Source organism: Streptomyces sp. NPDC036813, assembly GCF_055609245.1.
The window spans coordinates 219590-240696 of the sequence record NZ_JBVJPV010000003.1 but is presented as its reverse complement, the minus strand read 5'-3'; the positions used below and the strand labels follow the sequence as shown (position 1 = coordinate 240696).

Sequence of the window (21107 nt, the reverse complement as noted above, 5' to 3'; positions counted from 1 at the left end):
CGGTCACGGTGCCCGCCCGGAGCCGACCGGCGGGGCCGGCGGACGGAGCCGAGGCGGCGGCGCTCCTGGAGGACACGCGGGACCTGGTCGGCCCCGAGCTGCGGGCGGCGATCGAGTCCTTGCCGGGGCCCTTGCGACGCGTCGCGCGTCACCACCTCGGGTGGGAGCAGCCGGACGGCAGCCCGGCGACGGGTACCGCGGGCAACGCCCTGCGTTCCGCGCTCGTGCTGGCCGCGGCCGATGCCCTGGGCGGCACACCGGCCCGGGACGGCGCGGTGCGGGCGGCAGCGGCGGTGGAGTTGGTGCACACCTTCACGCTGCTGCACGACGACGTCATGGACCGGGAGGTCACCCGCCCGCACGGGCCGACCGCGGGGACCGTGTCCGGTGACGCCGACGCGATCCTCGCGGGCGACGCGCTCCAGGCGCTTGCCCTCGGACTGCTCGCCGAGGACCCGCATCCGGCGTCCGCGGCGGCCGCCGCCCGGCTCGCGGCCTGCGTCGTGGAGCTGTGTGCCGCTCAGCACACCGACACCACGCTGGGTCGGAGATCGCCCGGTGACATGGACCTCGACGAAGTGCTCGCCGTGGCCGAGGCCAGGACGGGGGCGCTGCTGGGGTGCGCGTGTGCCGTCGGTGCGCTGTACGCGGGTGCGGCTGCCGAGGACGTCGAGGCGCTGGACGTGTTCGGGCGCGAGGCCGGGCTCGCGTTTCAACTCATCGACGACATGATCGGGATCTGGGGTGGTCCCGGGTGCTCGGGCAAGTCGGCCGGTGCGGACCTCGCGGTGTGCAAGAAGTCGCTGCCGGTGGTGGCCGCGAAGTCGCTGCCGGTGGTGGCCGCGCTGGTCTCCGGCACCACGGCGGCCGGCCGACCGGCCGAGCTGCACGGGACACCGTCGGACCCGGCGGATGTCGAGCGCACGGTATCGGTGGTCGAGCGGGCCGGTGGCCGTGACTGGGTGCAGGAGGAGGCCGCCGACCGGATGTCCCGCGCGGTCAGCGCACTGGCCCGCGCGGTGCCGGTGCCGGAGCGGGCTGGGGGCCTGCTGAGCCTGGCGGAGCTCGTGACCCGGCGCGGCGCGTGACGGGTCGGGGGCGGGATCGCGAGGGACGGACGGAGAGGCGGGCGGAGACAGGCGGACGGAGAGGCGGACGGAGGGAGATGGGCGGAGAGGGCCGGAAGGTGGATGGCCGGAAGGGGAAGGATGGATCGAGCCCTTCCGTCACGGCCGTAGCGCCCGGGATAGGGTCAACACCCGTACATGACGGGCGCGTTGAATGGGGCCGGGATGGGTGTGGCGATACGGCGGGCGGGCGCGGGCGACCGGGAGGTGGTCGTACGGCTGCTGGACGAGGCCTTTCAGGACGATCCGGTCAGCACCTGGGTGTTCCCTGGTGAGGAGTACCGGCGCGGCACCCACCACCGGCTCATGGCCGCGTTCACCGACATCGCCCTCGGCGACGGCTGGATCGACCTCACCGAGGACGGGGCGGCATGCGCGCTGTGGCTGTCCGTTCCGGGTGGGGAGCACGACGACGCCGGGGACGACGGCCCCGCCGGACTGCGCCGGGCCGTGGACCCGGGCAACGAGCGGGTGGAGCTGATCGGGCGGCTGACGGCCGGGATCCACCCCGCGGACCGCCCGCACGCCTATCTGTGGATGATCGGCGTCGCGCCGCACCGGCAGGGTGAGGGAGTGGGCACCGCGCTGATCGAGCACGTCCTCGAGCGGTGCGACCGCGAAGGGCAGGCCGCGTATCTGGAGGCCAGCAACGCCCGCAGCAGAGCGCTGTACGAGCGGCTCGGCTTCACGGTCATGGACGACCGTGTGCTGGATCTGCCCGACGGCCCGAGGATGTGGCCGATGTGGCGCGAGCCCCGCCGCGGGAAGCGCTGAGCCGCGCATCGCCCTACGCTGATGGCGTGGGCAGTGACGAACCCGTGTGTCCCCTGTGCGGACACCACGTCGAGACGGTCGTCCGGCGTCACAAGACGCTGGGCGCCTGGGTGCCGGTGTGGGCGCCCGGCCCCTGCCGCAACGCCGAGTGCCCGGCCTATGGGGAACCGTCCACCGCGGGTACGTCCCGCCCCGAACACCCGGTCGTCGCCGCCCCGGCCGAGGACGGCGACGCGTCCGGCCCATCCCGTGGGTCCGGGGGGTCCGGCGCTTCCGGGGCGGACGGGTCATAACGGCTGGGTCGACAGGCCCTCCACCGCATAGCGTGAGCACATGACCGACGCCCCGCACATCCTCCACATCACCGAACGCTCCCTGTGGGAGGCCGCCCGCGATCAGGGCCGGTACACGATGTCGACCCGCGGCCGCACGCTGGAGCAGGAGGGGTTCATCCACTGCTCCACCCGGGAGCAGCTCGCATCGGTGGCCGACTTTCTGTACGGCCGCCACGACGGCCCTGACGAGCTGGTCGTCCTGGTCGTGGACCCGGCGCGGCTGGACGTACCACTGAAGTACGAGGCCGTCGCGCCCGGCGGTGAGGAGTTCCCGCACGTGTACGGGCCCATCCCGGTGGAGGCGGTCGTGTCCGTGGAGCCGTGGCCGGCGTGAGCCCGCCCATTCACCGAGCGGCGTGAGCCCGCGCTTTCTCCGAGCGGCGTGAGCCCGCGCCCTCACCGGGTGGGCAGAGCGCCCGTCTCCGGGTCGCGGGCCGTGAGGCAGTACAGGCCGCCCGCCGGATCGCGCATCACCGTCCAGTGGGCACCGGCAAAGACGACGGTGGCGCCCAGCTCCTCGTGCCGGGCGCGGGTCGCCGCCCGGTCGGCGCAGGCCACGTCCAGGTGGGCGGAGACGGGCCGCTCCTCTCCCAGGCGCTGGAGCAGGATGCGGATCGGCAACCCGTCGGGCGGGGCGATCACATGGAACTCCGGGCGCGAGCCGGGCCGGGACGTCCACTGCGGCAACAGCGCTGTGAAGAAGGCGACTTCGGTGTCGTACGACGAAGGCGGCGCATCGAGGCACACCTGGTCGAGGCGGCTGCCGTCGACGACGGGCGGGCGCTGCTGCTCGCCGTCCCACGGCACCGCACAGAACAGCTGCCCCGCGGGGGAGCGCAGCACCGCCCAGCCCTCGTGCAGGGCCTCGACGCGCCCGCCCAGCCGCACCGCCGACGCGACAAATCCCGGCACGTCGGCCACCGCGAAGTCGAGGTGTGCGCCGCCCGGTCCCGACGCGACCCCCTGGGCCTTCACACAGGCGTCGGCGCCGCCGTCCGGGAGCAGGGTGGTGAACTCCCCTCGGTCGCCGCGCGCCGGGGACAGCCGGGTGTCGGTGACGGCTGTCCAGAACGCGCAGGCGCGGTCCAGGAGTTCGGCCGGGCGGTCGACGAACGCGTAGGTCCAGCGCACGTGCCGGTCAACGTCCCGGTCCGTGTCCCGGTCCGTGTCCCGGTCCGTGTCCGGGCCCGTGTCCCGGCCCATGTCTTGGCCCATGTCTTGGTACATGGCGGAAATGGTCAGCTCTCCGTTCGTTGCATGAACCGCAGCAGATTGCCCGCCGGATCCCGGAAGGCGCAGTCGCGGACCCCGTAGGGCTGGTCCATCGGCTCCTGCAGGATGTCGGTGCCGGCCTCGCGGACCTTCTCGCACAGCGACTCGCAGTCGGGGGTGGTGAAGATGACCCCGCGCAGCACCCCCTTGGCCAGCAGCCGGGTCAGCGTCTCCCGGTCGGCGGGGGAGGCGTCGGCGGCCGGCGGCTCCAGGACGACCTCCACGTCCGGCTGGAGCGGGGAGCCGACCGTGAGCCAGCGCAGTCCCTCGAACTCCACGTCGTTGCGCAGCTCGAGGCCGAGGACGTCCCGGTAGAAGGCGAGTGCCTTGTCGGGGTCGTCGACGGTGATGAAGCACTGCTTCAGTTTCACATCCATGACGGTCACCCTAGGGTCGGCGCGGTCGCGTGAGCCTGCGCACCACGCAGGGCGGGATCTGCGCGACCGCCTCGTGCGGACGGGCCCGGTACGCGGTCGGTGTCACACCCACGAGCTGGGTGAACCGGGAGCTGAACGAGCCCAGGGAGGTGCAGCCGACGGCGAGGCACACGTCGGTCACGCTCAGATCCCCGCGCCGCAGCAGCGCCTTGGCGCGTTCGACCCGGCGGGTCATGAGGTAGCCGTACGGAGTCTCGCCGTAGGCCTCGCGGAAGCTGCGCTGGAAGTGCCCCGGTGACATCAGCGCCGTACGGGCGAGCGCGGAGATGTCCAGTGGCTCGGCGTACTCGCGGTCCATTCGGTCGCGTGCCCTGCGCAGTCGCACCAGGTCCTCGGGGGTCACCCGGCCAGCATGCCACGCCGGACCGGCCCGGGACAGGCCGATCAGTCGATCGGAAACTGAGCAAATACCGATCGTTTGATACGCAACCATTGACGTGATCCGTGCGCCTCCCTAGCTTCGGGCGTCGTCCCAGTCCCCTGAGCCACCAGAAAGGTGGACGCGTCATGAGGATCACCCCTGCCCGGCGCCGGCTGGCCGTCGTCGCGCTCGTCGTGATGGGCACGGCCGCCCTGCCCGCCGTATCCGCGTCGGCCGCCGGTACCACCACCTACGTCGACTGTTCGCGCACCACCGCGGGCGACGGCTCTGCGGCCGCCCCCTTCAACAGCCTCGCCCAGGCCGGCGCCCGCACCTACGGCCCCGGCGACACTCTCGCGCTGGCCGCCGGTACGACCTGCACCGGCGCCCTCACGCCCCGGGGCAGCGGTACCGCCGCCGCCCCCGTCACCCTGACCGCGTACGGATCCGGGGCCCGGCCCGTGATCGACGGGGCCGGCGCGCCCGACGCCGTCGCCTTCACCGACCAGGACCACTGGACGATCAGCGGCCTGAAGATCACCAACCCGGCGGCCGGCCTGGGCCGGCGCACCGGACTGCGGGTGTCCGCGACGGACGGCCATGTGCACTCAGGTTTCGACATCGGGGATCTCGTCGTGGACCGGGTCGCCGGACAGACGAACAAGAACAGCCCGACGACCGACGACTACGTGCAGTCCGCCGGCATCGTCACCGGCGCGAGCGGCACCGGGTCCGCGCTCGACGACATCCACGTCCACGACAACGCCGTCAGCAACACCGGCGGCGGAGGCGTGAAGGTCCGGGTCGGCTCGATGGCCCTCAAGGGCAGCGGGGTGCTGGTCGAGCGGAACACGATCACCGACGTCGGCGGTGACGGAGTCATCGTCAGCTACGCCGAGGCGCCGCTGATCCAGTACAACACCGCCGCGGGGGTCGGCAACGGTGTCTATCCGTTCTCCGGCGGGAACTTCGCCGGGATCTGGGTGCTCGGCGACCACGACCCGGTGATGCAGTTCAACGCCGTCCACGACATCACGCGGATGTCCGTCTTCGACAGCGAGTCCTTCGACTGCGACTGGGGGAACACCGGCACCTGCACGATCCAGTACAACTTCAGCCGCGACAACATCGGCGGCTTCTTCCTGGACTGCGACGGCTGCGGCACCAGCGGCGCGGCGACGCAGGTCGTCCGCTACAACGTCTCCGAGAACGACTGCCGTATCGTCCACGCCTCGGGCGGCCGGTCCGCGCTGCGGATGTACAACAACGTCTTCTACTGCCCGGACAAGAAGTTCGACGTCACGCTGCCCGCCGACGCGCTGGTGGAGAACAACATCTGGGTGGGCACCGCCGACTCCAGGCTGCCCACCGGGTCCGGGATCTCGTGGCTGTGGAACGTCTTCCAGGGCGTGCCCCGGCCCACCGCCAACGGGATCGTCGGCGACCCGCAGTTCACCGCGCCCGGCACGGGCGGCGACACTCTCGCCTCCGCCGCCGGCTACCGGCTGAAGGCAGGCTCCCCGGCGCTCGGCAACGGTGGTGTCGTCCAGGACAACGGCGGCCGCGACTACTGGGGCAACCCGGTCTCCGCGACCGCCAAGCCGCACCGGGGCGCCTACAACGGTCCCGGGCTGTAGCCGGTCCCCGTCGGCCGTCCCCGCTGTGATTGAGCGAATTGATCAGATGACCTCGATGTGATCGGATACCGTGAGGGCGGGAGGTCGTGAGCCCCCGAGACAGAGGGCGACGGGCGCCACCGCGCCAGATCAGGAGGTCCCGATGGCCGCATCGGCGCAGGAACGCCGTACACGCATCCTCGAGGTGGTGCGGGAGGCCGGATCGGTCCGGGTCGTGGAGCTGGCCGAACGTCTCGGCATCCCCGCCGTCACGGTCCGCCGCGATGTGGCCGCGCTGGCCGACGAGGGCCGTCTGGAGCGCACGCACGGGGCGGTCTCGCTGCCGGCGGGCGCGTCGGCGGCCGGGCCCGGCGGGCAGGGGCGGGTGATCGGCATGCTCGTGCCGTCCGTCGGGTCGTACTTCGACGAGGTCGTCGCGGGCGCCAGCGCCGCGGCGACCGCCGCCGGGGCGCGCGTGGTGCTCGGCATCGCCCCCTACGAGACGGACAGCGACCGCGCCCAGGTGCAGCGGCTGCTGGAGTCGGACGTCGACGGGCTGCTGCTCACCCCCAACTGGTCGGCCGACGGCGGCCTCGCGGGCAGCGACTGGCTGGGCGACCTGCCCGTCCCGGCCGTTCTGGTCGAGCGGCGGGCCGCCCCCGCGAGCCCGGCCGCGGGTCTCGACGCGGTCTGCTCCAACCACCGTCACGGCGTGCTCCTCGCCCTGCGCCGGCTGGCCGGGCGGGGCCATACGTCCGTCCTGCTCGCCGCCCGCTCCGACACCCGCACCGCGCACGAGGTGCGCGCCGGGTACGCCATGGCGGTCCAGGGCCTCGGGCTCGCCGACCTGCCGGTGATCGACGTGCCCACACCGGCCGCCGCGCACCCCGCGAGCGCCCACCAGGAACTGGCCGCGCGGATCGCCGAGGCCGCCGCCTCCGGCGTACGGGCCGTGCTGGTCCACAACGACCAGGACGCCATCCAGCTGCCGCCGCTGCTGCGCGCGCACGGCCTCACCGTCCCCGACGATCTGGCCCTCGTGTCGTACGACGACGTCTACGCGAACCTGTCCGACCCGCCACTGACCGCGGTGGCCCCGCCCAAGCGGGCCGTGGGCGCGGAGGCGCTCAGGCTGCTGCTGCGCCGTCTGGACGAGGGCGACGCGCTGCCCGTCCACCAGATCGAGCTGCTGCCGACGCTCACGGTGCGCGCGTCCTGCGGCTGACGGCTGACGGCTGACGGCTGACGGCGCGGCCCTTGCGGAGCCGGGCGGTCAGGCTGTTGCGGTGCCGTGCGCTGAGGCCGTTGCGGGGCCGGGCACGGCTTCTCGTGGCTCCGTCTGATCACTTTAGATCATTTGATCGAAGAGTCTTGACTCCGATCAAATGGCGCTTGAGGATGTCACTCGATCCCGCCCCGTTCAAGGAGCCGCGCCCATGACTTCCTCCGCCACCTCCCGCAGAGTCCGCTCCACCGCCCTCGCCGCCGTCACCGCCCTGTCCCTCGGCGCGCTCGCCGCCTGCGGCTCGGGCGAGGACGCGGACGCCGGCGCCGCCGGCAAGAACGGTCCGGTGACGATCACCTTCTGGGGCTGGGCCAAGGGCACGAAGGACGTTGTCGACGCCTTCAACGCGGCACAGAGCGACGTGAAGGTGCAGTTCCAGGAGATCCCCTCCGGCAACGCCGGCGGCTACGCCAAGATCTCCAACGCGGTGAAGGCCGGCAACGCGCCCGACGTGTTCAACGTGGAGTACCCGCAGCTGCCGGACTTCGTCAGCCAGGGCGCCGTCAAGGACATCAGCAAGCTGGTCCCGGCCGGCCTCAAGGACAAGTACCTGCCGCAGGCCGTGCAGCTGACCACGCTCGGCGGGTCGACCTGGGCGCTGCCGCTGGACGCCGCGCCGCAGACCTTCTACTACCGCAAGGACGTCTTCGCCAAGGCGCACATCACCGCGCCGCCGAAGACCTGGGCCGAGTTCCGCACCGACGCCGAGAAGATCAAGAAGGCCGACCCCAAGGCCCGCATCGCCACCTTCTTCCCCGACGACCCGAGCACCTTCGAGGCGATGGCCTGGCAGGCGGGTGCGCAGTGGTTCAAGACCGAGGGCGACTCGTGGAAGGTGAACTTCACCGACTCCGCGACCCAGCAGACCGCCGACTACTGGCAGAAGATGATCGACGACGACCTGATCGACGTCGCCCCGTCCTTCTCCCAGCAGTGGACCGCCGCCCTGCAGAAGGGGCAGACCGTCGGCTACCTCGGCGCCAGCTGGGGCGCCGGCGTGCTCGGCGGCACCCTGCCGGACCAGACCGGCAAGTGGGCGGCCGCGCCGATCCCGACCGCCGACGGCAATCCCGCCAGCGGCATGCTCGGCGGTTCCACCTTCGCCGTCTCCAAGGACAGCAAGAAGGCCGAGGCCGCGGTGAAGTTCGCCGAGTGGGCGACCACCACCGAGGCCGGCATCAAGGCCCGTATCGCCAGCGGCACCTCCTCCGCCTACCCGGCCGCACCCGCGCTCGTCCCGGTCGCCAAGAACTCCTTCAAGGGGCAGCTGTTCGCCGGGCAGGACGTCTACACGCTCTTCCAGGACGCCGCGAAGTCCATCCGCACCGACTGGAGCTGGGGCCCGGCCATGGGCGTCACCAACAACTCGCTCAAGGACTCCTTCGCCGGCATCAAGGGCGGCAAGGGCAGCATCTTCGACAGCGTCAAGGGCGCCCAGAGCGCGACCACGAAGGAGCTGGGCAACCGCGGCATCAAGGTGACCGGCTGATGGTCGCCCCGACGCTGCCCCGCGGCAGCGCCCCAGCCTCCCGCCCCGCACGCCGGCGCGGGAGGCCCGGCGCCCCGGTGGTCCTGCTGCTGCCGTTCTTCCTGCTCTTCACCGCCTGCACGCTGATCCCCATCGGCAACGCCGTCCACCTCAGCCTCTACCGCGAGCGCCGCTCCGGACTCGGCTTCGGCGGCGTGCAGAACGTCTTCACCGGCCTCGGCAACTACACGCAGGCCCTCGGCGACGCCGCCTTCCGGGACGGCTTCCTCAACCTGGCCCTGTACTGCGCGCTGTACATCCCGCTGATGCTGGCCCTGTCCCTGCTGCTGGCGCTGCTGCTCGACTCGACGCTCGCCCGGGCCAAGCGCTTCTTCCAGCTGGCGCTGTTCCTGCCGCACGCTGTGCCCGGCATCATCGCCGCCCTGGTGTGGATGTACCTGTACACGCCCGGGGTGAGCCCGGTGATCGGCGCCCTGAACTCCGGCGGCATCGATGCCGACCTGCTCGGCCACCCGGTCCCGGCGGTCGTCAACATCGCGCTGTGGGAGTGGACCGGCTACAACCTCATCATCTTCTTCGCCGCCCTCCAGGCCATCCCGCGCGAGGTGCTGGAGGCCGCCGTCGTGGACGGGGCCGGCCCGCTGCGCACGGCGATCGGCATCAAACTGCCGCTGATCCGGCCCTCGCTCGCCATGGTCGGCCTGTTCACCGTGATCGGCTCGCTCCAGCTGTTCACCGAGCCGACGATCCTGCACGGCGCGGCCCCCGGCGTCGTCACCACCTGGACCCCCAACATGTACGCCTACACCGCGGCCTTCGAGCGGGGCGACTACGGACTCGCCGCGGCCGCCTCCGTGCTGCTCGCCCTCGCCGCCGCGGTCCTGTCCTTCGTGGTCACCCGGCTGACGGGCGGCCGCAGTGCCGAGCCGAAGGGAGCGAAGGCATGAGCACCGCCACGCCCGTGCGGCCGCAGCCGCTGAAGACTCCCGCCGACGACACCCCGCCGCCCGGACGCGCCCCCTGGTCGCTGTCCAGGACGGCCGTCAACGGCATCCTGCTGCTGGCCACCGCCTACACCCTCTTCCCGCTGCTGTGGCTGCTGACCGCCGCCGCCAAGAACACCGGCGACCTGCTCGGCGGCCGGACCCTGTCGCCGTCGCGCTGGCACCTCGGCGACAACCTCGCGAACCTGGCCGCGACCGGCGACGGCGTCTACTTCCGCTGGTACCTCAACTCCCTGCTGTACGCCGGCGTCGGCGCCCTGCTGTGCGGGCTGATCTGCGTCGCGGCCGGGTACGCCTTCCACGTCGCGCGCTTCCCCGGCAAGGAGAAGCTGTTCGGGCTGGTGCTGCTCGGCGTGCTGGTGCCGACCACCGCGCTCGCCCTGCCGATGTACCTGCTCGCCTCCAGGACGGGCCTGGTCAACACCTTCTGGGCGGTGTTCCTGCCGTCCCTCGTGAACCCGTTCGGCGTCTACCTGGCCCGCGTCTTCTGCGCCGGATACGTGCCCGGCGAGGTGCTGGAGGCCGCGCGCATGGACGGCGCCGGGGAGCTGCGGACCTTCTGGTCGATCGGGCTGCGGATGGTGATGCCGGGGTTCGTGACGATCTGCCTGTTCCAGTTCACGGCGATCTGGAACAACTTCTTCCTGCCGCTGGTGATGCTGTCCGACACCAAGCTCTTCCCGGTCAGCCTCGGTCTGTACGCGTGGAACACGCAGACCCACTCGTTCCCCGAGTACTACCCGCTGGTGGTGACCGGTTCCCTGCTCGCCGTGGTCCCGCTCGTCGTCGCCTTCGTCGCGTTGCAGCGGTTCTGGAAGGCGGGCATGACCGCGGGGGCCGTCAAGTGACCACTGCGCTTCCGCGTCGCCCGCGCGCCCTGCTGGCCATGCACGCCGACCTGGCGGCCAAGCTCATCGACCCGGCGACCATGACCCGGCTCACCGACCTCGCCGACCTCGACCCCAAGCTCGTCGCCGAGGACCTCACCGAACCGCGGGCGGCGGCCGTCCTGCGGGACGCCGAGGTCATCGTCAGCAGCTGGGGCTGCCCGCCGCTGACGGCCGAGGTGCTGGCCGCGGCTCCCCGCCTTCGGGCGGTCGTCCACGCGGCCGGCTCGGTCAAGCACCACATCACCGAGGCCTGCTGGGAGCGCGGCATCCAGGTGACGTCGGCGGCCTGGGCGAACGCCCTGCCGGTCGCGGAGTACACCGTCGCCCTGATCCTGCTCGCCAACAAGCAGTTGCTGCGCATCCGCGACGACTACCGGCGCCGCCGCGCCCCCCACGACTGGCAGGGCGCCTACGCCCGGGCCGGCAACTACCGCCGGACGGTCGGCATCGTCGGCGCCTCCCGCATCGGCCGCCGCGTCCTGGAACTCCTGCGCCCCCACGACCTGGACCTGCTCCTGTACGACCCCTACGTCCCGCCCGCCGACACGGCGGCGCTGGGTGCGGCCTCCGTCGGCCTCGACGAGCTGTGCGCCGCGTCGGACGTGGTCAGCGTGCACGCCCCCGAACTCCCCGAGACCCGGCACCTGATCGACGCGGACCGGCTGGCGCTCATGCACACCGGCGCCACGCTCATCAACACCTCCCGCGGCTCCCTGATCGACCAGGACGCGCTGACCGAGGAGCTGACCGCGGGACGCCTGGACGCGGTCCTGGACGTGACCGTCCCGGAGGTCCTGCCCGCGCACTCCCCGCTGTACGACCTGCCCAACGTGCTCCTGACGCCGCACATCGCGGGCTCCCTCGGCAACGAACTGCACCGCATGGCCGCGGCCGCGGCGGACGAACTGGAGCGCTACGCCACGGGCCGCCCGTTCGCGCATCCGGTGAGCCGCGCGGAGTGGCACCGCTCGGCGTGAGCCGGGCACCCGCGGTGGTGCACCGCGCGCAGTACGTGCGCCGCGCGCAGTACGTGCGCCGCGCGCAGTACGTGCGCCGGGCGCCCGGCGGGTGTGCACCGCGCAGCACGTGACACGCACGGACATGGCGGTCGTGTACCGCGCGCACGACGAAGGGGCCGGTCGGACGAACCGACCGGCCCCTTCGCGCACGGGCCGCGCACCGCGGCGGTGCACCGACCGCGGGCCTGCGAAAGCCGTGATCAGGCCTTCTTGGTCTCCCAGAAGATCTTGTCGATCTCGGCGATCAGCTCGAGGGCCTTCTCGCCCGTCTTCGGGTCGGTCGAGGCCTTGGCGGCCGACAGGGCCTTCAGGGTGTCGTTGACCAGCTGGTGCAGCTGCGGGTACTTCTCGAAGTGCGGGGCCTTGAAGTAGTCGCTCCACAGCACGGAGACGTGGTGCTTCGCGAGCTCGGCGCGCTGCTCCTTGATGACCGTGGCACGAGCCTGGAAGTGCGGGTCGTCGTTGCCGGCCATCTTCTCCTGCACGGCCTTCACCGACTCCGCCTCGATGCGGGCCTGGGCCGGGTCGTACACGCCGCAGGGCAGGTCGCAGTGCGCGCTGACCTTGACCTTGGGGGCAAACAGGCGGGAAAGCATGGAGCATTCCTTCCTCGTGATCGTCTTCTCAGGTGGGACATTACTCCCTGTGGCACGGCTTTTCGCGAGTGCCCCCTTGGGCTTAGGACAAAAGTCCAGGGTCAGACTGGGACTGGTGGACGATCGGACCGGGGAGGTACGGGTGATGCCGGAGCTGTCGCAGGGCACCGAGCAGGGCAGGGGCGCCGAGCCGCCCTTCGGCTGGGTGGAGGTCACGGGCCCGTCGATGGTGCCGACGCTGTACCACGGCGACCAGCTGCTGGTGCGGTACCGGAGCCGGGTCCGCCCGGGCCACATCATCGTCCTGCGCCATCCGCTGCAGCAGAACCTGCTGGTCGTGAAGCGCGCGGCCGAGCGCCGTGAGGGCGGCTGGTGGGTGCTCGCCGACAACGCCTTCGGCACGACCACCGACAGCGAGGACTACGGCGTCGTACCGGACGAGCTGGTCGTCGGCCGGGTGCTGTTCCGCTTCCGTCGCCCGCCGGAGCCGGATCAGCGTTCGCCGCTGGCCGTCGTGCGCTGGGCGCTGTCGGCCGCGAGGCCCGTGTTCGCCGACCGGTCGGCCTCCAGGCGCTTGCGGGCCCGGTAGGCGGCCACGTTGGCGCGGGTGGCGCAGCGGTCCGAGCAGTAGCGCCGGGAGCGGTTGGTCGAGGTGTCCAGGAAGGCGTTGCGGCAGGGCGCGGCCTCGCACAGACCCAGACGGTCCACGCCGTACTCGGTCAGGTGGAACGCCAGGCCCATCGCCGCGATCGCGGCGTAACCGGCCGTCGCGTTGGACGGGTGGTCGGCCAGGTGCATGTGCCACAGCGGGCGGCCGTCGTCGTCGCGGTGGTCGTGGCCGGAGACCTGCGGGCTGACCGGGAACTCCAGCAGCAGCGCGTTCAGCAGGTCCACCGCTCGGGTCTCGTCGCCCCCGGCGGCGGCCTCGAAGACCGCGCGCAGCCGCCCCCGGACCGAGCGGAACCGGGTGACGTCCGCGTCGGTGGCCCGGCGGGCCGCCGACTGGTTGACGCCGAACAGCTCCCGGACGGCCTCCACCGACGTCAGGGAGTCCTTGCCGCGGACCGGCTCCTCGCTGTTCACGAGCCGTACGGCGTAATCCGAGTAATAGGCCAGTTCCACTTGTAGTCCTTACGGAGGCGCTCTATGGTCGTGGGTGCGGTCGGGTAACAGCCGGTCGTGGTTACAGGGTATTACGGCATCCATGACGGAGGGGCAGCGATGACGGACACCTCGGCGGCCACCACGGGCACCACGGCCTTCGGCACCGACTGGCGGGCCTGGCAGACCAGCTGGGACCGCCAGCAGGAGTGGTACATGCCGGACCGCGAGGACCGGTTCCGGACCATGCTGGACATGGTCGAGGCCTTCTGCGGGCCGCAGCCGCGCGTCCTCGACCTCGCCTGCGGCACCGGCAGCATCACCGCCCGCCTCCTCGAGAGGTTCCCGGACGCCGTCAGCACCGGCGTCGACCTCGACCCCGCCCTGCTCACCATCGCCCGCGGCACCTTCGCCGGCGACGACCGCGTCACCCTCGTCGAGGCCGACCTCACCGACCCGGACTGGCCGGCGAGGCTGCCGTACGACACCTACGACGCCGTCCTCACCGCGACCGCACTGCACTGGCTGCGCAAAGAGCCTCTGCGAGCTCTCTACGGGCAGCTCGGCGGCGTCGTCCGGCACGGCGGCGTCTTCCTCAACGCGGACCACATGATCGACGACGGCACGCCACGGATCAACGCGGCCGAGGGGATCTGGCGCCGCGCCCGCATGGATCAGGCCCTGCGCTCCGGCGCGCTCGACTGGGCGGAGTGGTGGGCGCTCGCCGCCAAGGACCCCGTCCTCGCCGGCCCCACGGCCCGCCGCTTCGAGATCTACGCCGGCGCCCACGCCGACGGCGAGACGCCCTCAGCCGCCTGGCACGCGCGCGTGCTGCGCGAACAGGGCTTCGCCGAAGTACGGCCCGTGTGGGCCTCACCGGCGGACACGCTGCTGCTCGCCCTCAAGTAGCGGGCGATACGGGAAGGGGCGGTACGGCCTGGCCGTACCGCCCCTTCCCCGCGTGCGTGCGCCTACAGCACCTTGGACAGGAAGGACTTCGTCCGGTCGTGCTGCGGGTTGGTCAGGACCTCGCGCGGGTGGCCGGACTCGACCACCACACCGCCGTCCATGAAGACCAGGCTGTCGCCCACCTCGCGGGCGAAGCCCATCTCGTGCGTGACGACGACCATTGTCATGCCCGACTCGGCCAGGTCCCGCATGACGTCGAGGACGTCACCCACGAGCTCGGGGTCCAGCGCCGAGGTCGGCTCGTCGAACAGCATCAGCTTCGGGTCCATCGCCAGCGCCCGGGCGATCGCCACGCGCTGCTGCTGGCCGCCGGAGAGCTGCGAGGGGTAGTTGCGCGCCTTGTCGGCCAGGCCCACGCGCTCCAGCAGTTGCAGGGCACGCTCCCGCGCCTGCGTCTTGCCGGTGCCCTTCACCTGCATCGGCGCTTCCATGACGTTCTCGACGGCCGTCATGTGCGGGAAGAGGTTGAACCGCTGGAACACCATGCCGATGTCCCGGCGCTTGCGCGCGACCTCGCTGTCCTTCAGCTCGTACAGCTTGTCGCCCTTCTGGCGGTAGCCGACCAGCTCGCCGTCGACGTACAACCGCCCGGCGTTGATCTTCTCGAGGTGGTTGATGCACCGCAGGAAGGTCGACTTGCCGGAGCCGGACGGGCCGATCAGGCAGAACACCTCGCCCTGCTTGACCTCCAGGTCGATGCCCTTGAGCACCTCGACGGCACCGAAGCTCTTGTGGACGCCCTCGGCCTTCACCATCGAGACGGTGGACTGCCCGGTCACGGCGTCCGTCTTCACCGGCCCGTCCGTCTTGTCGGTCTTCACCGGCTTGTCGGTCTTCACGGGCTTCGCGGTCTTGTCGGTCATGCCGTGGCCCCCTTGCGGCCGGACAGGGAGAGCACGTTGGCCCTGATCTTCTGCCAGGGCGTGGCCGGCAGCTGACGGCTGGAGCCGCGGGCGTAGTAGCGCTCCAGGTAGTACTGGCCCACGCTGAACACCGAGGTCAGCAGCAGGTACCAGGCGGCGGCCAGGAACAGCATCTCGGCCGGGGCGCCGGAGGTCTGGCCGATGTCCTGCGCGACGCGCAGCAACTCGGAGTACTGGACGACCGAGACCAGCGAGGTCGTCTTCAGCATGTTGATGACCTCGTTGCCCGTCGGCGGCACGATCACGCGCATCGCCTGCGGGATGACGATCCGGCGCAGCGTCTTGCTGTGGCTCATGCCCAGCGCGTGCGCCGCCTCCGTCTGGCCCTCGTCGACCGCGAGCAGACCGGCGCGGCAGATCTCCGCCATGTACGCGGCCTCGTTGAGGCCGAGGCCGAGCAGCGCGGTCAGGAACGGGGTCATGAAGTCCGACCACTCGTCCTTGTAGATCGGCCCGAGGTTGATGTACTCGAAGACCAGACCCAGGTTGAACCAGACGATCAGCTGGACCAGCACCGGGGTGCCGCGGAAGAACCAGATGTAGAACCACGCGATCGACGAGGTCACCGGGTTCTTCGACAGCCGCATCACCGCGAGCACGATGCCGCCGACCACGCCGATCAGCATGGACAGGACCGTCAGCAGCAGGGTGTTGCCCACGCCGCTGAGCACGCGGTGGTTGAAGAAGTAGTCCGGGATCGCGCCCCAGTTGATCTTGCCCTGGGAGAACGCGTAGACGATGCCGCCCAGCAGGGCGAGCGCGATGACGGCCGAGATGTACCGCCCGTAGTGACGGACCGGGATGGCCTTGATCGCCTCCGGGCCGGCCGGCGGGGTGGCCGCCGGTTCCGTCGTCTTGTCTATGTCAACAGTCACGGGTGCTGCCTTTCAGTGCCCGCAGGAACGAGCGGTCACTTGCCGCCGTTGACGGTGGCCTGCTTCACGGCGCCGGCCGTGACGCCCCACTTCTGGAGGATCTTGTCGTAGTCGCCGTTCTTGATGATCGCGTCCAGCGCGGCCTTCAGGGCGTCGCGCACCTGCGTGTTCGCCTTGGCGACGGCGATGCCGTACGGGGCGGCCTCGACCTGGTCGCCGACGATCTGGAAGTCGTTGCCGCCGCCGGAGGTCTTCACCGCGTACGCGGCGACCGGGAAGTCGGAGGAACCGGCGTTGGCGCCGCCCGCGCGCAGGCGGGTCTGGGCCTGCTGGTCGGTGTCGAAGGCCTCGATCGACAGCGTCTTGCCGGCCGGGCACTTCTTCGCCTCGCTCTTGGCGAGGTCCTCGGAGGTCGTGCCGCGCTGCACCACGATCTTCTTGCCGCACAGGTCGGCCCAGGACTTGATGCCCTGGTCCTTGCCCTTCTGGGTGTAGATCGAGACACCGGCGGTGAAGTAGTCGACGAAGTCGACGCCCTCGCCGACCTTCTTGCCGGTGTCGGCGTCGATGCCCTGCTGGCGGTCCTTGGTGTCGGTCATCGCGGACATGGCGATGTCGTAGCGCTTGGAGCGCAGACCGGTGATCAGGGTGTCGAAGGTGCCGTTCTCGAACTGGAACTTCACGCCGAGCTGCTTGCCCAGGGCGTCGGCGATGTCCGGGTCGATGCCGGCCGTGTTGCCGGAGCTGTCCCGGAACTCCACCGGCGCGTACGCGATGTCCGAGCCGACCTTGATGACACCCTTGTCACGGACGGCCTTGGGGAGCAGATCGGCGAGCGGGGTGGTGGTGGTGGAGGCCCCGCCACTGCTCTGGGAACCGGTGTCCTTCTTGGTCTGGTCACCACAGCCGGTGAGCAGCAGTGCGCCTGCGACCGCGATCGCACCGACCGCTGCTAGCCGTGAGTGCGCGGCGGTCGTACGACGGGTGGAGCTTGCGGTCATCGTGGGTTCCTCCGGCGGGATGGATGGTGCCGATGGTTGACGGCAGTGCCGATGGGTCGACGAGAACACACACCTTCGAGTGTCGCGACCTCGTGTGATTACGGCATCTTGCCATTCGGACTCCGACATTCAGGTGACTCGCCATGTCAAAATCGGATAACGGGCGACACCCGAACCACATCACTCCGGTACATCACAGCGCATGTTCTGCGGGAATCCGGGGTTCTGGCCGGAAGATCTTCGGTTCATCTCATCATGTGGGCGCCCGCGCTTGCCTGAGCGTGTCCGCTTGAGTGCGGGTTGAGCGTTTGTCCAGACCTTGTCCGCATATTCGGCCATGAGCGAAGTCGTGCCATGCGTCTGACGTGTGACCTTTGCGGTATCGACTCGTCGGCGACACCGTCCGTCGGGTAAGAAGGTTCTTTACACCCCTCATCCGGGGCTCAGGGCGCGTGTGCGGCGCGCCCGTCGCGTAGGTGCCCGTACGCATCAGTCAAACCGGGCCGTACGCGGTGCCCGCCCGCCCCTCACCAGGGGCGGTCACAAACCCTCAAACCATGAATACTTAAGGGGTAAAGAGAAAGTGGCAGCGGAGATCGTCAATCCTCGCAGCGAGAGCAAAGCGGATCAGGAGGGCGGTGCGGAGCCCCTCGATTCCTTCGATCCGGTGTTCGCGCTGCACCGTGGCGGCAAGATGGCCGTGCAGGCCACCGTGCCGGTCCGTGACAAGGACGACCTGTCCCTCGCGTACACCCCCGGCGTCGCGCGCGTGTGCACCGCGATCGCGGAGCAGCCGGAGCTGGTCAACGACTACACCTGGAAGTCGTCCGTGGTCGCCGTGGTGACCGACGGCACGGCGGTGCTGGGACTCGGGGACATCGGCCCCGAGGCCTCCCTTCCGGTCATGGAAGGAAAGGCGATCCTCTTCAAGCAGTTCGGCGGCGTCGACGCGGTGCCGATCGCGCTCGCCTGCACCGACGTCGACGAGATCGTCGAGACCGTGGTGCGCCTCGCGCCGTCCTTCGGTGGTGTGAACCTCGAGGACATCTCGGCGCCGCGGTGCTTCGAGATCGAGCGGAAGCTGCAGGAGCGGCTGGACATCCCGATCTTTCACGACGACCAGCACGGTACGGCCGTGGTGACGCTGGCGGCGCTGCGGAACGCCGCGCGGCTGAGCGGGCGGGAGATCGGGCAGCTGCGCGCCGTCATCTCCGGGGCGGGTGCGGCCGGTGTCGCCATCGCGAAGATGCTGATCGAGGCCGGGATCGGGGACGTGGCCGTCTGCGACCGCAAGGGTGTCGTGTCCTCGGACCGTGAGGACCTGACCTCCGTGAAGCGGGAGCTGGCGTCCTTCACGAACAAGGCCGGGCTGAGCGGGTCGCTCGAGGACGCGCTGGCCGGAGCCGACGTGTTCATCGGTGTCTCCGGCGGTACGGTGCCGGAGGCCGCCGTGGCGTCCATGGCCGAGGGCGCGTTCGTGTTCGCCATGGCCAACCCGAACCCGGAGGTCCACCCCGACGTCGCGCACAAGTACGCGGCGGTCGTGGCGACCGGGCGGTCCGACTTCCCGAACCAGATCAACAACGTGCTGGCGTTCCCGGGCATCTTCGCGGGCGCGCTGCAGGTGCGGGCCACGCGGATCACGGAAGGCATGAAGATCGCGGCGGCGGAGGCGCTGGCGTCGGTGGTCGGGGACGACCTCGCCGCGGACTACGTCATCCCGTCGCCCTTCGACGAGCGGGTCGCGCCGGCCGTCACGGCGGCGGTTGCCGCCGCGGCTCGGGCGGAGGGTGTGGCGCGGCGGTAACGCCCAGCGCTGCGCCGGCTTGACCGGCTTGGCTGATGACCCCGTCCCGGGTGGGCGGGGTCGTTTGCGTTGTGCCTGGTGGCGGCGGGTGCGTTGCGCCTGCGGCGCCGGGTGCGTCGTCGCCTGCGGGTTCGTTGTGGCTGGTCGCGCTGTTCCCCACGCCCATTCTTGTGCCTGCGGCGGCCCGTTGCGGTCGCGTCGTGGTGTGGGTCGCCTGCGGCCGGTGGGTGAGCCGCCCTGTGCGACCACCGCTCGTCGTGCGCCGGTGCGCAAGAGGGTGTGTGTCACAGCGCGGTGGCGTTCCGTATGGGCCGTGGGGAACCTATCGTCGGGGGCATGTTCGCTGTCTACGCCGCTCGAATCGACCGCGACCAGCCGTTGAACGGACTGGAGTTGGGGGAACGTCCCGCTCCTGAGGTCCGTCCCGGGTGGAGCACCGTCAACGTCAAGGCCGCCTCCCTCAACCACCACGACCTGTGGTCCCTGCGTGGCGTGGGCCTCGCAGAGGACAAGCTGCCGATGATCCTCGGCTGTGACGCCGCGGGGGTCGACGAGGACGGCAACGAGGTCGTTTTGCACTCCGTGATCGGCCAGAGCGGTCATGGGGTCGGGCCCAAGGAGCCCCGGTCGATCCTGACCGAGCGGTATCAGGGGACCTTCGCCGAGCAGGTGGCCGTGCCGACGTGGAACGTGCTGCCGAAGCCGAAGGAGCTGTCGTTCGAGGAGGCCGCCTGCCTGCCCACCGCGTGGCTGACGGCCTACCGGATGCTGTTCACCAATGCCGGTGTACGGCCCGGGGACTCCGTGCTGGTGCAGGGCGCCGGTGGTGGTGTCGCCAGCGCCGCCATCGTGCTCGGCAAGGCCGCCGGGCTGCGGGTCTTCGCGACCAGCCGGGACGAGGCCAAGCGGAAGCGGGCGCTGGAGCTGGGTGCCGTGGAGGCACTCGAGTCGGGGGCGCGGCTGCCGCAGCGGGTGGACGCGGTCATCGAGACCGTGGGCGCCGCCACCTGGTCGCACTCCGTGAAGTCGCTGCGGCCCGGCGGCACGCTCGTCATTTCCGGGGCGACCAGTGGCGACCGGCCCCCGCACGCCGAGCTGACCCGCATCTTCTTCCTGGAGCTGAAGGTCGTGGGGTCGACCATGGGCACCAAGGACGAGCTGGAGGATCTGCTCGCCTTCTGCGCCGCCACCGGGGTGAGGCCCGTCATCGACGAGGTGCTCCCGATGGACCGGGCCCGTGAGGGCTTCGAGCGGATGGCGTCCGGGGAGCTGTTCGGGAAGGTCGTGCTCACCAACTCCTGAGCGGGAGGCGCGGCCTCCAGAGGGTGCAGGGAGCCTCCCGGGAGGGAGGGAAGGCGGGTCCGGGGTCGGGCCCGCCTTTTTGCCGCCGGGGTTGTCAACTTTCATTGACAAGAGTGGGGTGTCAACGTAGGTTGACTGCATGAGTGAAGCCACCGATCTCGCCGAGCAGGCGGGAGACCGGGATCCGCGGGTCGGATTGCGGGCCGTTGCCGCACTGCGACGGCTGCTGGAGCAGTTGGAGGCGGTGCAGGTGCGCAGTGCCCGGAATCAGGGCTGGTCGTGGCAGGAGATCGCCGCGGAGCTCGGGGTCAGCAGGCAGGCCGTGCACAAGAAGTACGGGAGGCGTTGATGTTCGAGCGGTTCACCAAGGACGCCAGGGCTGTCGTCCAAGGGGCGGTGGCCCTGGCGGGATCGGAAGGCGCACAGACCGTCGATGCCGGGCATCTGCTGCTCGCCCTGCTCGACCGGGAGGGCAGCAGGGCGGCGTTCGCACTCGCCGCTCTGGGGGCCGAGGGGTGGCGGGAGTCGGCGCGGCGGGATCTGGGCGAGGCACGGCGGCGCGGCGGACTGACACGGGCCGACGCGGACGCGCTCGCGGGGCTGGGGATCGATGTGTCGGAGATCGTGGCCCGGGTGGAGGAGACGCATGGCGTGGGGGCCATGGCCGGTGACAGCCGGGACGGCCGGTGGTGGTCCGGGCGGCGGACGAGTTTCGGCCGGGAGGCCAAGGACGTGCTGGAGAAGTCGCTGCGGATGGCCCTCGCGCGGCGGGACCGGCACATCGGCGACGAGCATCTGCTGCTGGCGCTGACCGTCCTGCCGGGGGTGGCCGGTGAGGTGCTCGCCGATCACGGGGTGACGCACGCGTCGGTGACCCGGGTGCTGTACGGCGGGGGAGAGGCGAAGGCCGGCTGAACCGGCCCC

At 71.0% G+C, this 21107-nt stretch carries 23 protein-coding genes; 15 read left to right on the top strand and 8 right to left on the bottom strand.

The features are described from left to right. Positions 1-8: 8 nt before the first annotated feature. The 3 genes from ACZ67Q_RS08635 to ACZ67Q_RS08625 all read left to right on the top strand — a co-directional run bounded on the left by ACZ67Q_RS08635 (position 9) and on the right by ACZ67Q_RS08625 (position 2570). On the top strand, positions 9-1088 hold the full coding sequence (locus ACZ67Q_RS08635; protein WP_471178228.1) for a polyprenyl synthetase family protein: 1080 nt from the start codon (positions 9-11) through the stop codon (positions 1086-1088). Positions 1089-1292: 204 nt separating this feature from the next. Continuing rightward, entirely contained in the window at positions 1293-1901 is a 609-nt protein-coding gene (locus tag ACZ67Q_RS08630) for a GNAT family N-acetyltransferase (protein ID WP_471178225.1), read from the top strand. A 333-nt stretch (positions 1902-2234) separates the two neighbouring features. Further along, positions 2235-2570, top strand: a complete 336-nt coding sequence (locus ACZ67Q_RS08625; RefSeq protein ID WP_471178223.1) for a DUF952 domain-containing protein — start codon at positions 2235-2237, stop codon at positions 2568-2570. Between the two features lie 62 nt (positions 2571-2632). Here the strand turns inward: ACZ67Q_RS08625 and ACZ67Q_RS08620 are convergent, their stop codons facing one another. From ACZ67Q_RS08620 to ACZ67Q_RS08610, 3 genes are read right to left on the bottom strand one after another with little or no spacing between them, the layout of a single operon-like run. Beyond that, on the bottom strand, positions 2633-3463 hold the full coding sequence (locus ACZ67Q_RS08620) for a VOC family protein (RefSeq protein WP_471178220.1): 831 nt from the start codon (positions 3461-3463) through the stop codon (positions 2633-2635). 11 nt (positions 3464-3474) lie between these two features. Further along, positions 3475-3885 (bottom strand): VOC family protein, encoded by a 411-nt coding sequence (locus tag ACZ67Q_RS08615; RefSeq protein WP_471178218.1) that lies wholly within the window; start codon positions 3883-3885, stop codon positions 3475-3477. A gap of 10 nt (positions 3886-3895) precedes the next feature. Then, positions 3896-4288 carry a helix-turn-helix transcriptional regulator gene (locus ACZ67Q_RS08610; protein WP_471178215.1) on the bottom strand — a complete coding sequence of 131 codons (393 nt, stop codon included), beginning with the start codon at positions 4286-4288 and terminating at the stop codon, positions 3896-3898. A gap of 164 nt (positions 4289-4452) precedes the next feature. Between ACZ67Q_RS08610 and ACZ67Q_RS08605 the strand changes: the two genes are divergently transcribed. The 6 genes from ACZ67Q_RS08605 to ACZ67Q_RS08580 all read left to right on the top strand — a co-directional run bounded on the left by ACZ67Q_RS08605 (position 4453) and on the right by ACZ67Q_RS08580 (position 11567). Then, positions 4453-5943 carry a right-handed parallel beta-helix repeat-containing protein gene (locus ACZ67Q_RS08605; protein WP_471178213.1) on the top strand — a complete coding sequence of 497 codons (1491 nt, stop codon included), beginning with the start codon at positions 4453-4455 and terminating at the stop codon, positions 5941-5943. A 142-nt stretch (positions 5944-6085) separates the two neighbouring features. Beyond that, positions 6086-7147, top strand: coding sequence for a substrate-binding domain-containing protein (locus ACZ67Q_RS08600; protein ID WP_471178210.1), 1062 nt, complete (start codon positions 6086-6088; stop codon positions 7145-7147). A gap of 211 nt (positions 7148-7358) precedes the next feature. Beyond that, positions 7359-8696: an ABC transporter substrate-binding protein gene (locus ACZ67Q_RS08595; RefSeq protein ID WP_471178208.1), complete on the top strand. Its 1338-nt coding sequence runs from the start codon at positions 7359-7361 to the stop codon at positions 8694-8696. Further along, positions 8696-9643, top strand: a complete 948-nt coding sequence (locus ACZ67Q_RS08590) for a carbohydrate ABC transporter permease (RefSeq protein WP_471178205.1) — start codon at positions 8696-8698, stop codon at positions 9641-9643. Before ACZ67Q_RS08595 ends, ACZ67Q_RS08590 begins: the two co-directional genes overlap by 1 nt. After that, positions 9640-10548: a carbohydrate ABC transporter permease gene (locus tag ACZ67Q_RS08585; RefSeq protein ID WP_471178202.1), complete on the top strand. Its 909-nt coding sequence runs from the start codon at positions 9640-9642 to the stop codon at positions 10546-10548. Before ACZ67Q_RS08590 ends, ACZ67Q_RS08585 begins: the two co-directional genes overlap by 4 nt. A gap of 38 nt (positions 10549-10586) precedes the next feature. Further along, positions 10587-11567: a hydroxyacid dehydrogenase gene (locus ACZ67Q_RS08580; protein WP_471178932.1), complete on the top strand. Its 981-nt coding sequence runs from the start codon at positions 10587-10589 to the stop codon at positions 11565-11567. A gap of 242 nt (positions 11568-11809) precedes the next feature. On the opposite strand, the gene sodN is transcribed toward ACZ67Q_RS08580, so the two are convergent. Beyond that, positions 11810-12205, bottom strand: coding sequence for a superoxide dismutase, Ni (sodN, locus tag ACZ67Q_RS08575; protein ID WP_103781377.1), 396 nt, complete (start codon positions 12203-12205; stop codon positions 11810-11812). A 145-nt stretch (positions 12206-12350) separates the two neighbouring features. Here sodN and sodX point away from each other — a divergent pair, with 145 nt between their 5' ends. Further along, on the top strand, positions 12351-12794 hold the full coding sequence (gene sodX, locus ACZ67Q_RS08570; protein WP_471178929.1) for a nickel-type superoxide dismutase maturation protease: 444 nt from the start codon (positions 12351-12353) through the stop codon (positions 12792-12794). On the opposite strand, the gene ACZ67Q_RS08565 is transcribed toward sodX, so the two are convergent. After that, positions 12698-13327 (bottom strand): CGNR zinc finger domain-containing protein, encoded by a 630-nt coding sequence (locus tag ACZ67Q_RS08565; RefSeq protein WP_471178199.1) that lies wholly within the window; start codon positions 13325-13327, stop codon positions 12698-12700. The two genes, sodX and ACZ67Q_RS08565, sit on opposite strands and share 97 nt — an antisense overlap. A 99-nt stretch (positions 13328-13426) precedes the next feature. Between ACZ67Q_RS08565 and ACZ67Q_RS08560 the strand changes: the two genes are divergently transcribed. After that, entirely contained in the window at positions 13427-14215 is a 789-nt protein-coding gene (locus ACZ67Q_RS08560) for a class I SAM-dependent methyltransferase (RefSeq protein WP_471178196.1), read from the top strand. 62 nt (positions 14216-14277) lie between these two features. Here the strand turns inward: ACZ67Q_RS08560 and ACZ67Q_RS08555 are convergent, their stop codons facing one another. The 3 genes from ACZ67Q_RS08555 to ACZ67Q_RS08545 all read right to left on the bottom strand — a co-directional run bounded on the left by ACZ67Q_RS08555 (position 14278) and on the right by ACZ67Q_RS08545 (position 17074). Next, positions 14278-15030 carry an amino acid ABC transporter ATP-binding protein gene (locus ACZ67Q_RS08555; RefSeq protein ID WP_471178926.1) on the bottom strand — a complete coding sequence of 251 codons (753 nt, stop codon included), beginning with the start codon at positions 15028-15030 and terminating at the stop codon, positions 14278-14280. Between the two features lie 104 nt (positions 15031-15134). Continuing rightward, on the bottom strand, positions 15135-16073 hold the full coding sequence (locus ACZ67Q_RS08550; protein WP_471178193.1) for an amino acid ABC transporter permease: 939 nt from the start codon (positions 16071-16073) through the stop codon (positions 15135-15137). A 35-nt stretch (positions 16074-16108) separates the two neighbouring features. After that, positions 16109-17074, bottom strand: coding sequence for an ABC transporter substrate-binding protein (locus tag ACZ67Q_RS08545; protein WP_471178190.1), 966 nt, complete (start codon positions 17072-17074; stop codon positions 16109-16111). A gap of 583 nt (positions 17075-17657) precedes the next feature. Here ACZ67Q_RS08545 and ACZ67Q_RS08540 point away from each other — a divergent pair. From ACZ67Q_RS08540 to ACZ67Q_RS08525, 4 genes are all read left to right on the top strand, one after another. Continuing rightward, positions 17658-18881, top strand: a complete 1224-nt coding sequence (locus ACZ67Q_RS08540) for an NAD(P)-dependent malic enzyme (protein WP_471178188.1) — start codon at positions 17658-17660, stop codon at positions 18879-18881. A gap of 336 nt (positions 18882-19217) precedes the next feature. Next, positions 19218-20183, top strand: coding sequence for a zinc-binding dehydrogenase (locus ACZ67Q_RS08535; protein WP_471178185.1), 966 nt, complete (start codon positions 19218-19220; stop codon positions 20181-20183). A gap of 139 nt (positions 20184-20322) precedes the next feature. After that, positions 20323-20532, top strand: a complete 210-nt coding sequence (locus ACZ67Q_RS08530; RefSeq protein ID WP_471178182.1) for a helix-turn-helix domain-containing protein — start codon at positions 20323-20325, stop codon at positions 20530-20532. After that, on the top strand, positions 20532-21098 hold the full coding sequence (locus ACZ67Q_RS08525) for a Clp protease N-terminal domain-containing protein (RefSeq protein ID WP_471178179.1): 567 nt from the start codon (positions 20532-20534) through the stop codon (positions 21096-21098). The genes ACZ67Q_RS08530 and ACZ67Q_RS08525 overlap by 1 nt, the downstream gene beginning before the upstream one ends. The last annotated feature ends 9 nt before the right edge of the window (positions 21099-21107 follow it).

Coding starts and splice junctions, on each gene's coding strand:
- ACZ67Q_RS08530 (WP_471178182.1), top strand. CDS start 20,323: ATGAGTGAAGCCACCGATCTCGCCGAGCAGGCGGGAGACCGGGATCCG.
- sodX (WP_471178929.1), top strand. CDS start 12,351: ATGCCGGAGCTGTCGCAGGGCACCGAGCAGGGCAGGGGCGCCGAGCCG.
- ACZ67Q_RS08595 (WP_471178208.1), top strand. CDS start 7,359: ATGACTTCCTCCGCCACCTCCCGCAGAGTCCGCTCCACCGCCCTCGCC.
- ACZ67Q_RS08555 (WP_471178926.1), bottom strand. CDS start 15,030: ATGGTGAAGGCCGAGGGCGTCCACAAGAGCTTCGGTGCCGTCGAGGTG.
- ACZ67Q_RS08580 (WP_471178932.1), top strand. CDS start 10,587: ATGCACGCCGACCTGGCGGCCAAGCTCATCGACCCGGCGACCATGACC.
- ACZ67Q_RS08525 (WP_471178179.1), top strand. CDS start 20,532: ATGTTCGAGCGGTTCACCAAGGACGCCAGGGCTGTCGTCCAAGGGGCG.
- ACZ67Q_RS08620 (WP_471178220.1), bottom strand. CDS start 3,463: ATGTACCAAGACATGGGCCAAGACATGGGCCGGGACACGGGCCCGGAC.
- ACZ67Q_RS08590 (WP_471178205.1), top strand. CDS start 8,696: ATGGTCGCCCCGACGCTGCCCCGCGGCAGCGCCCCAGCCTCCCGCCCC.
- ACZ67Q_RS08625 (WP_471178223.1), top strand. CDS start 2,235: ATGACCGACGCCCCGCACATCCTCCACATCACCGAACGCTCCCTGTGG.
- ACZ67Q_RS08615 (WP_471178218.1), bottom strand. CDS start 3,885: ATGGATGTGAAACTGAAGCAGTGCTTCATCACCGTCGACGACCCCGAC.
- ACZ67Q_RS08535 (WP_471178185.1), top strand. CDS start 19,218: ATGTTCGCTGTCTACGCCGCTCGAATCGACCGCGACCAGCCGTTGAAC.
- ACZ67Q_RS08630 (WP_471178225.1), top strand. CDS start 1,293: ATGGGTGTGGCGATACGGCGGGCGGGCGCGGGCGACCGGGAGGTGGTC.
- sodN (WP_103781377.1), bottom strand. CDS start 12,205: ATGCTTTCCCGCCTGTTTGCCCCCAAGGTCAAGGTCAGCGCGCACTGC.
- ACZ67Q_RS08605 (WP_471178213.1), top strand. CDS start 4,453: ATGAGGATCACCCCTGCCCGGCGCCGGCTGGCCGTCGTCGCGCTCGTC.
- ACZ67Q_RS08545 (WP_471178190.1), bottom strand. CDS start 17,074: ATGACCGCAAGCTCCACCCGTCGTACGACCGCCGCGCACTCACGGCTA.
- ACZ67Q_RS08585 (WP_471178202.1), top strand. CDS start 9,640: ATGAGCACCGCCACGCCCGTGCGGCCGCAGCCGCTGAAGACTCCCGCC.
- ACZ67Q_RS08600 (WP_471178210.1), top strand. CDS start 6,086: ATGGCCGCATCGGCGCAGGAACGCCGTACACGCATCCTCGAGGTGGTG.
- ACZ67Q_RS08560 (WP_471178196.1), top strand. CDS start 13,427: ATGACGGACACCTCGGCGGCCACCACGGGCACCACGGCCTTCGGCACC.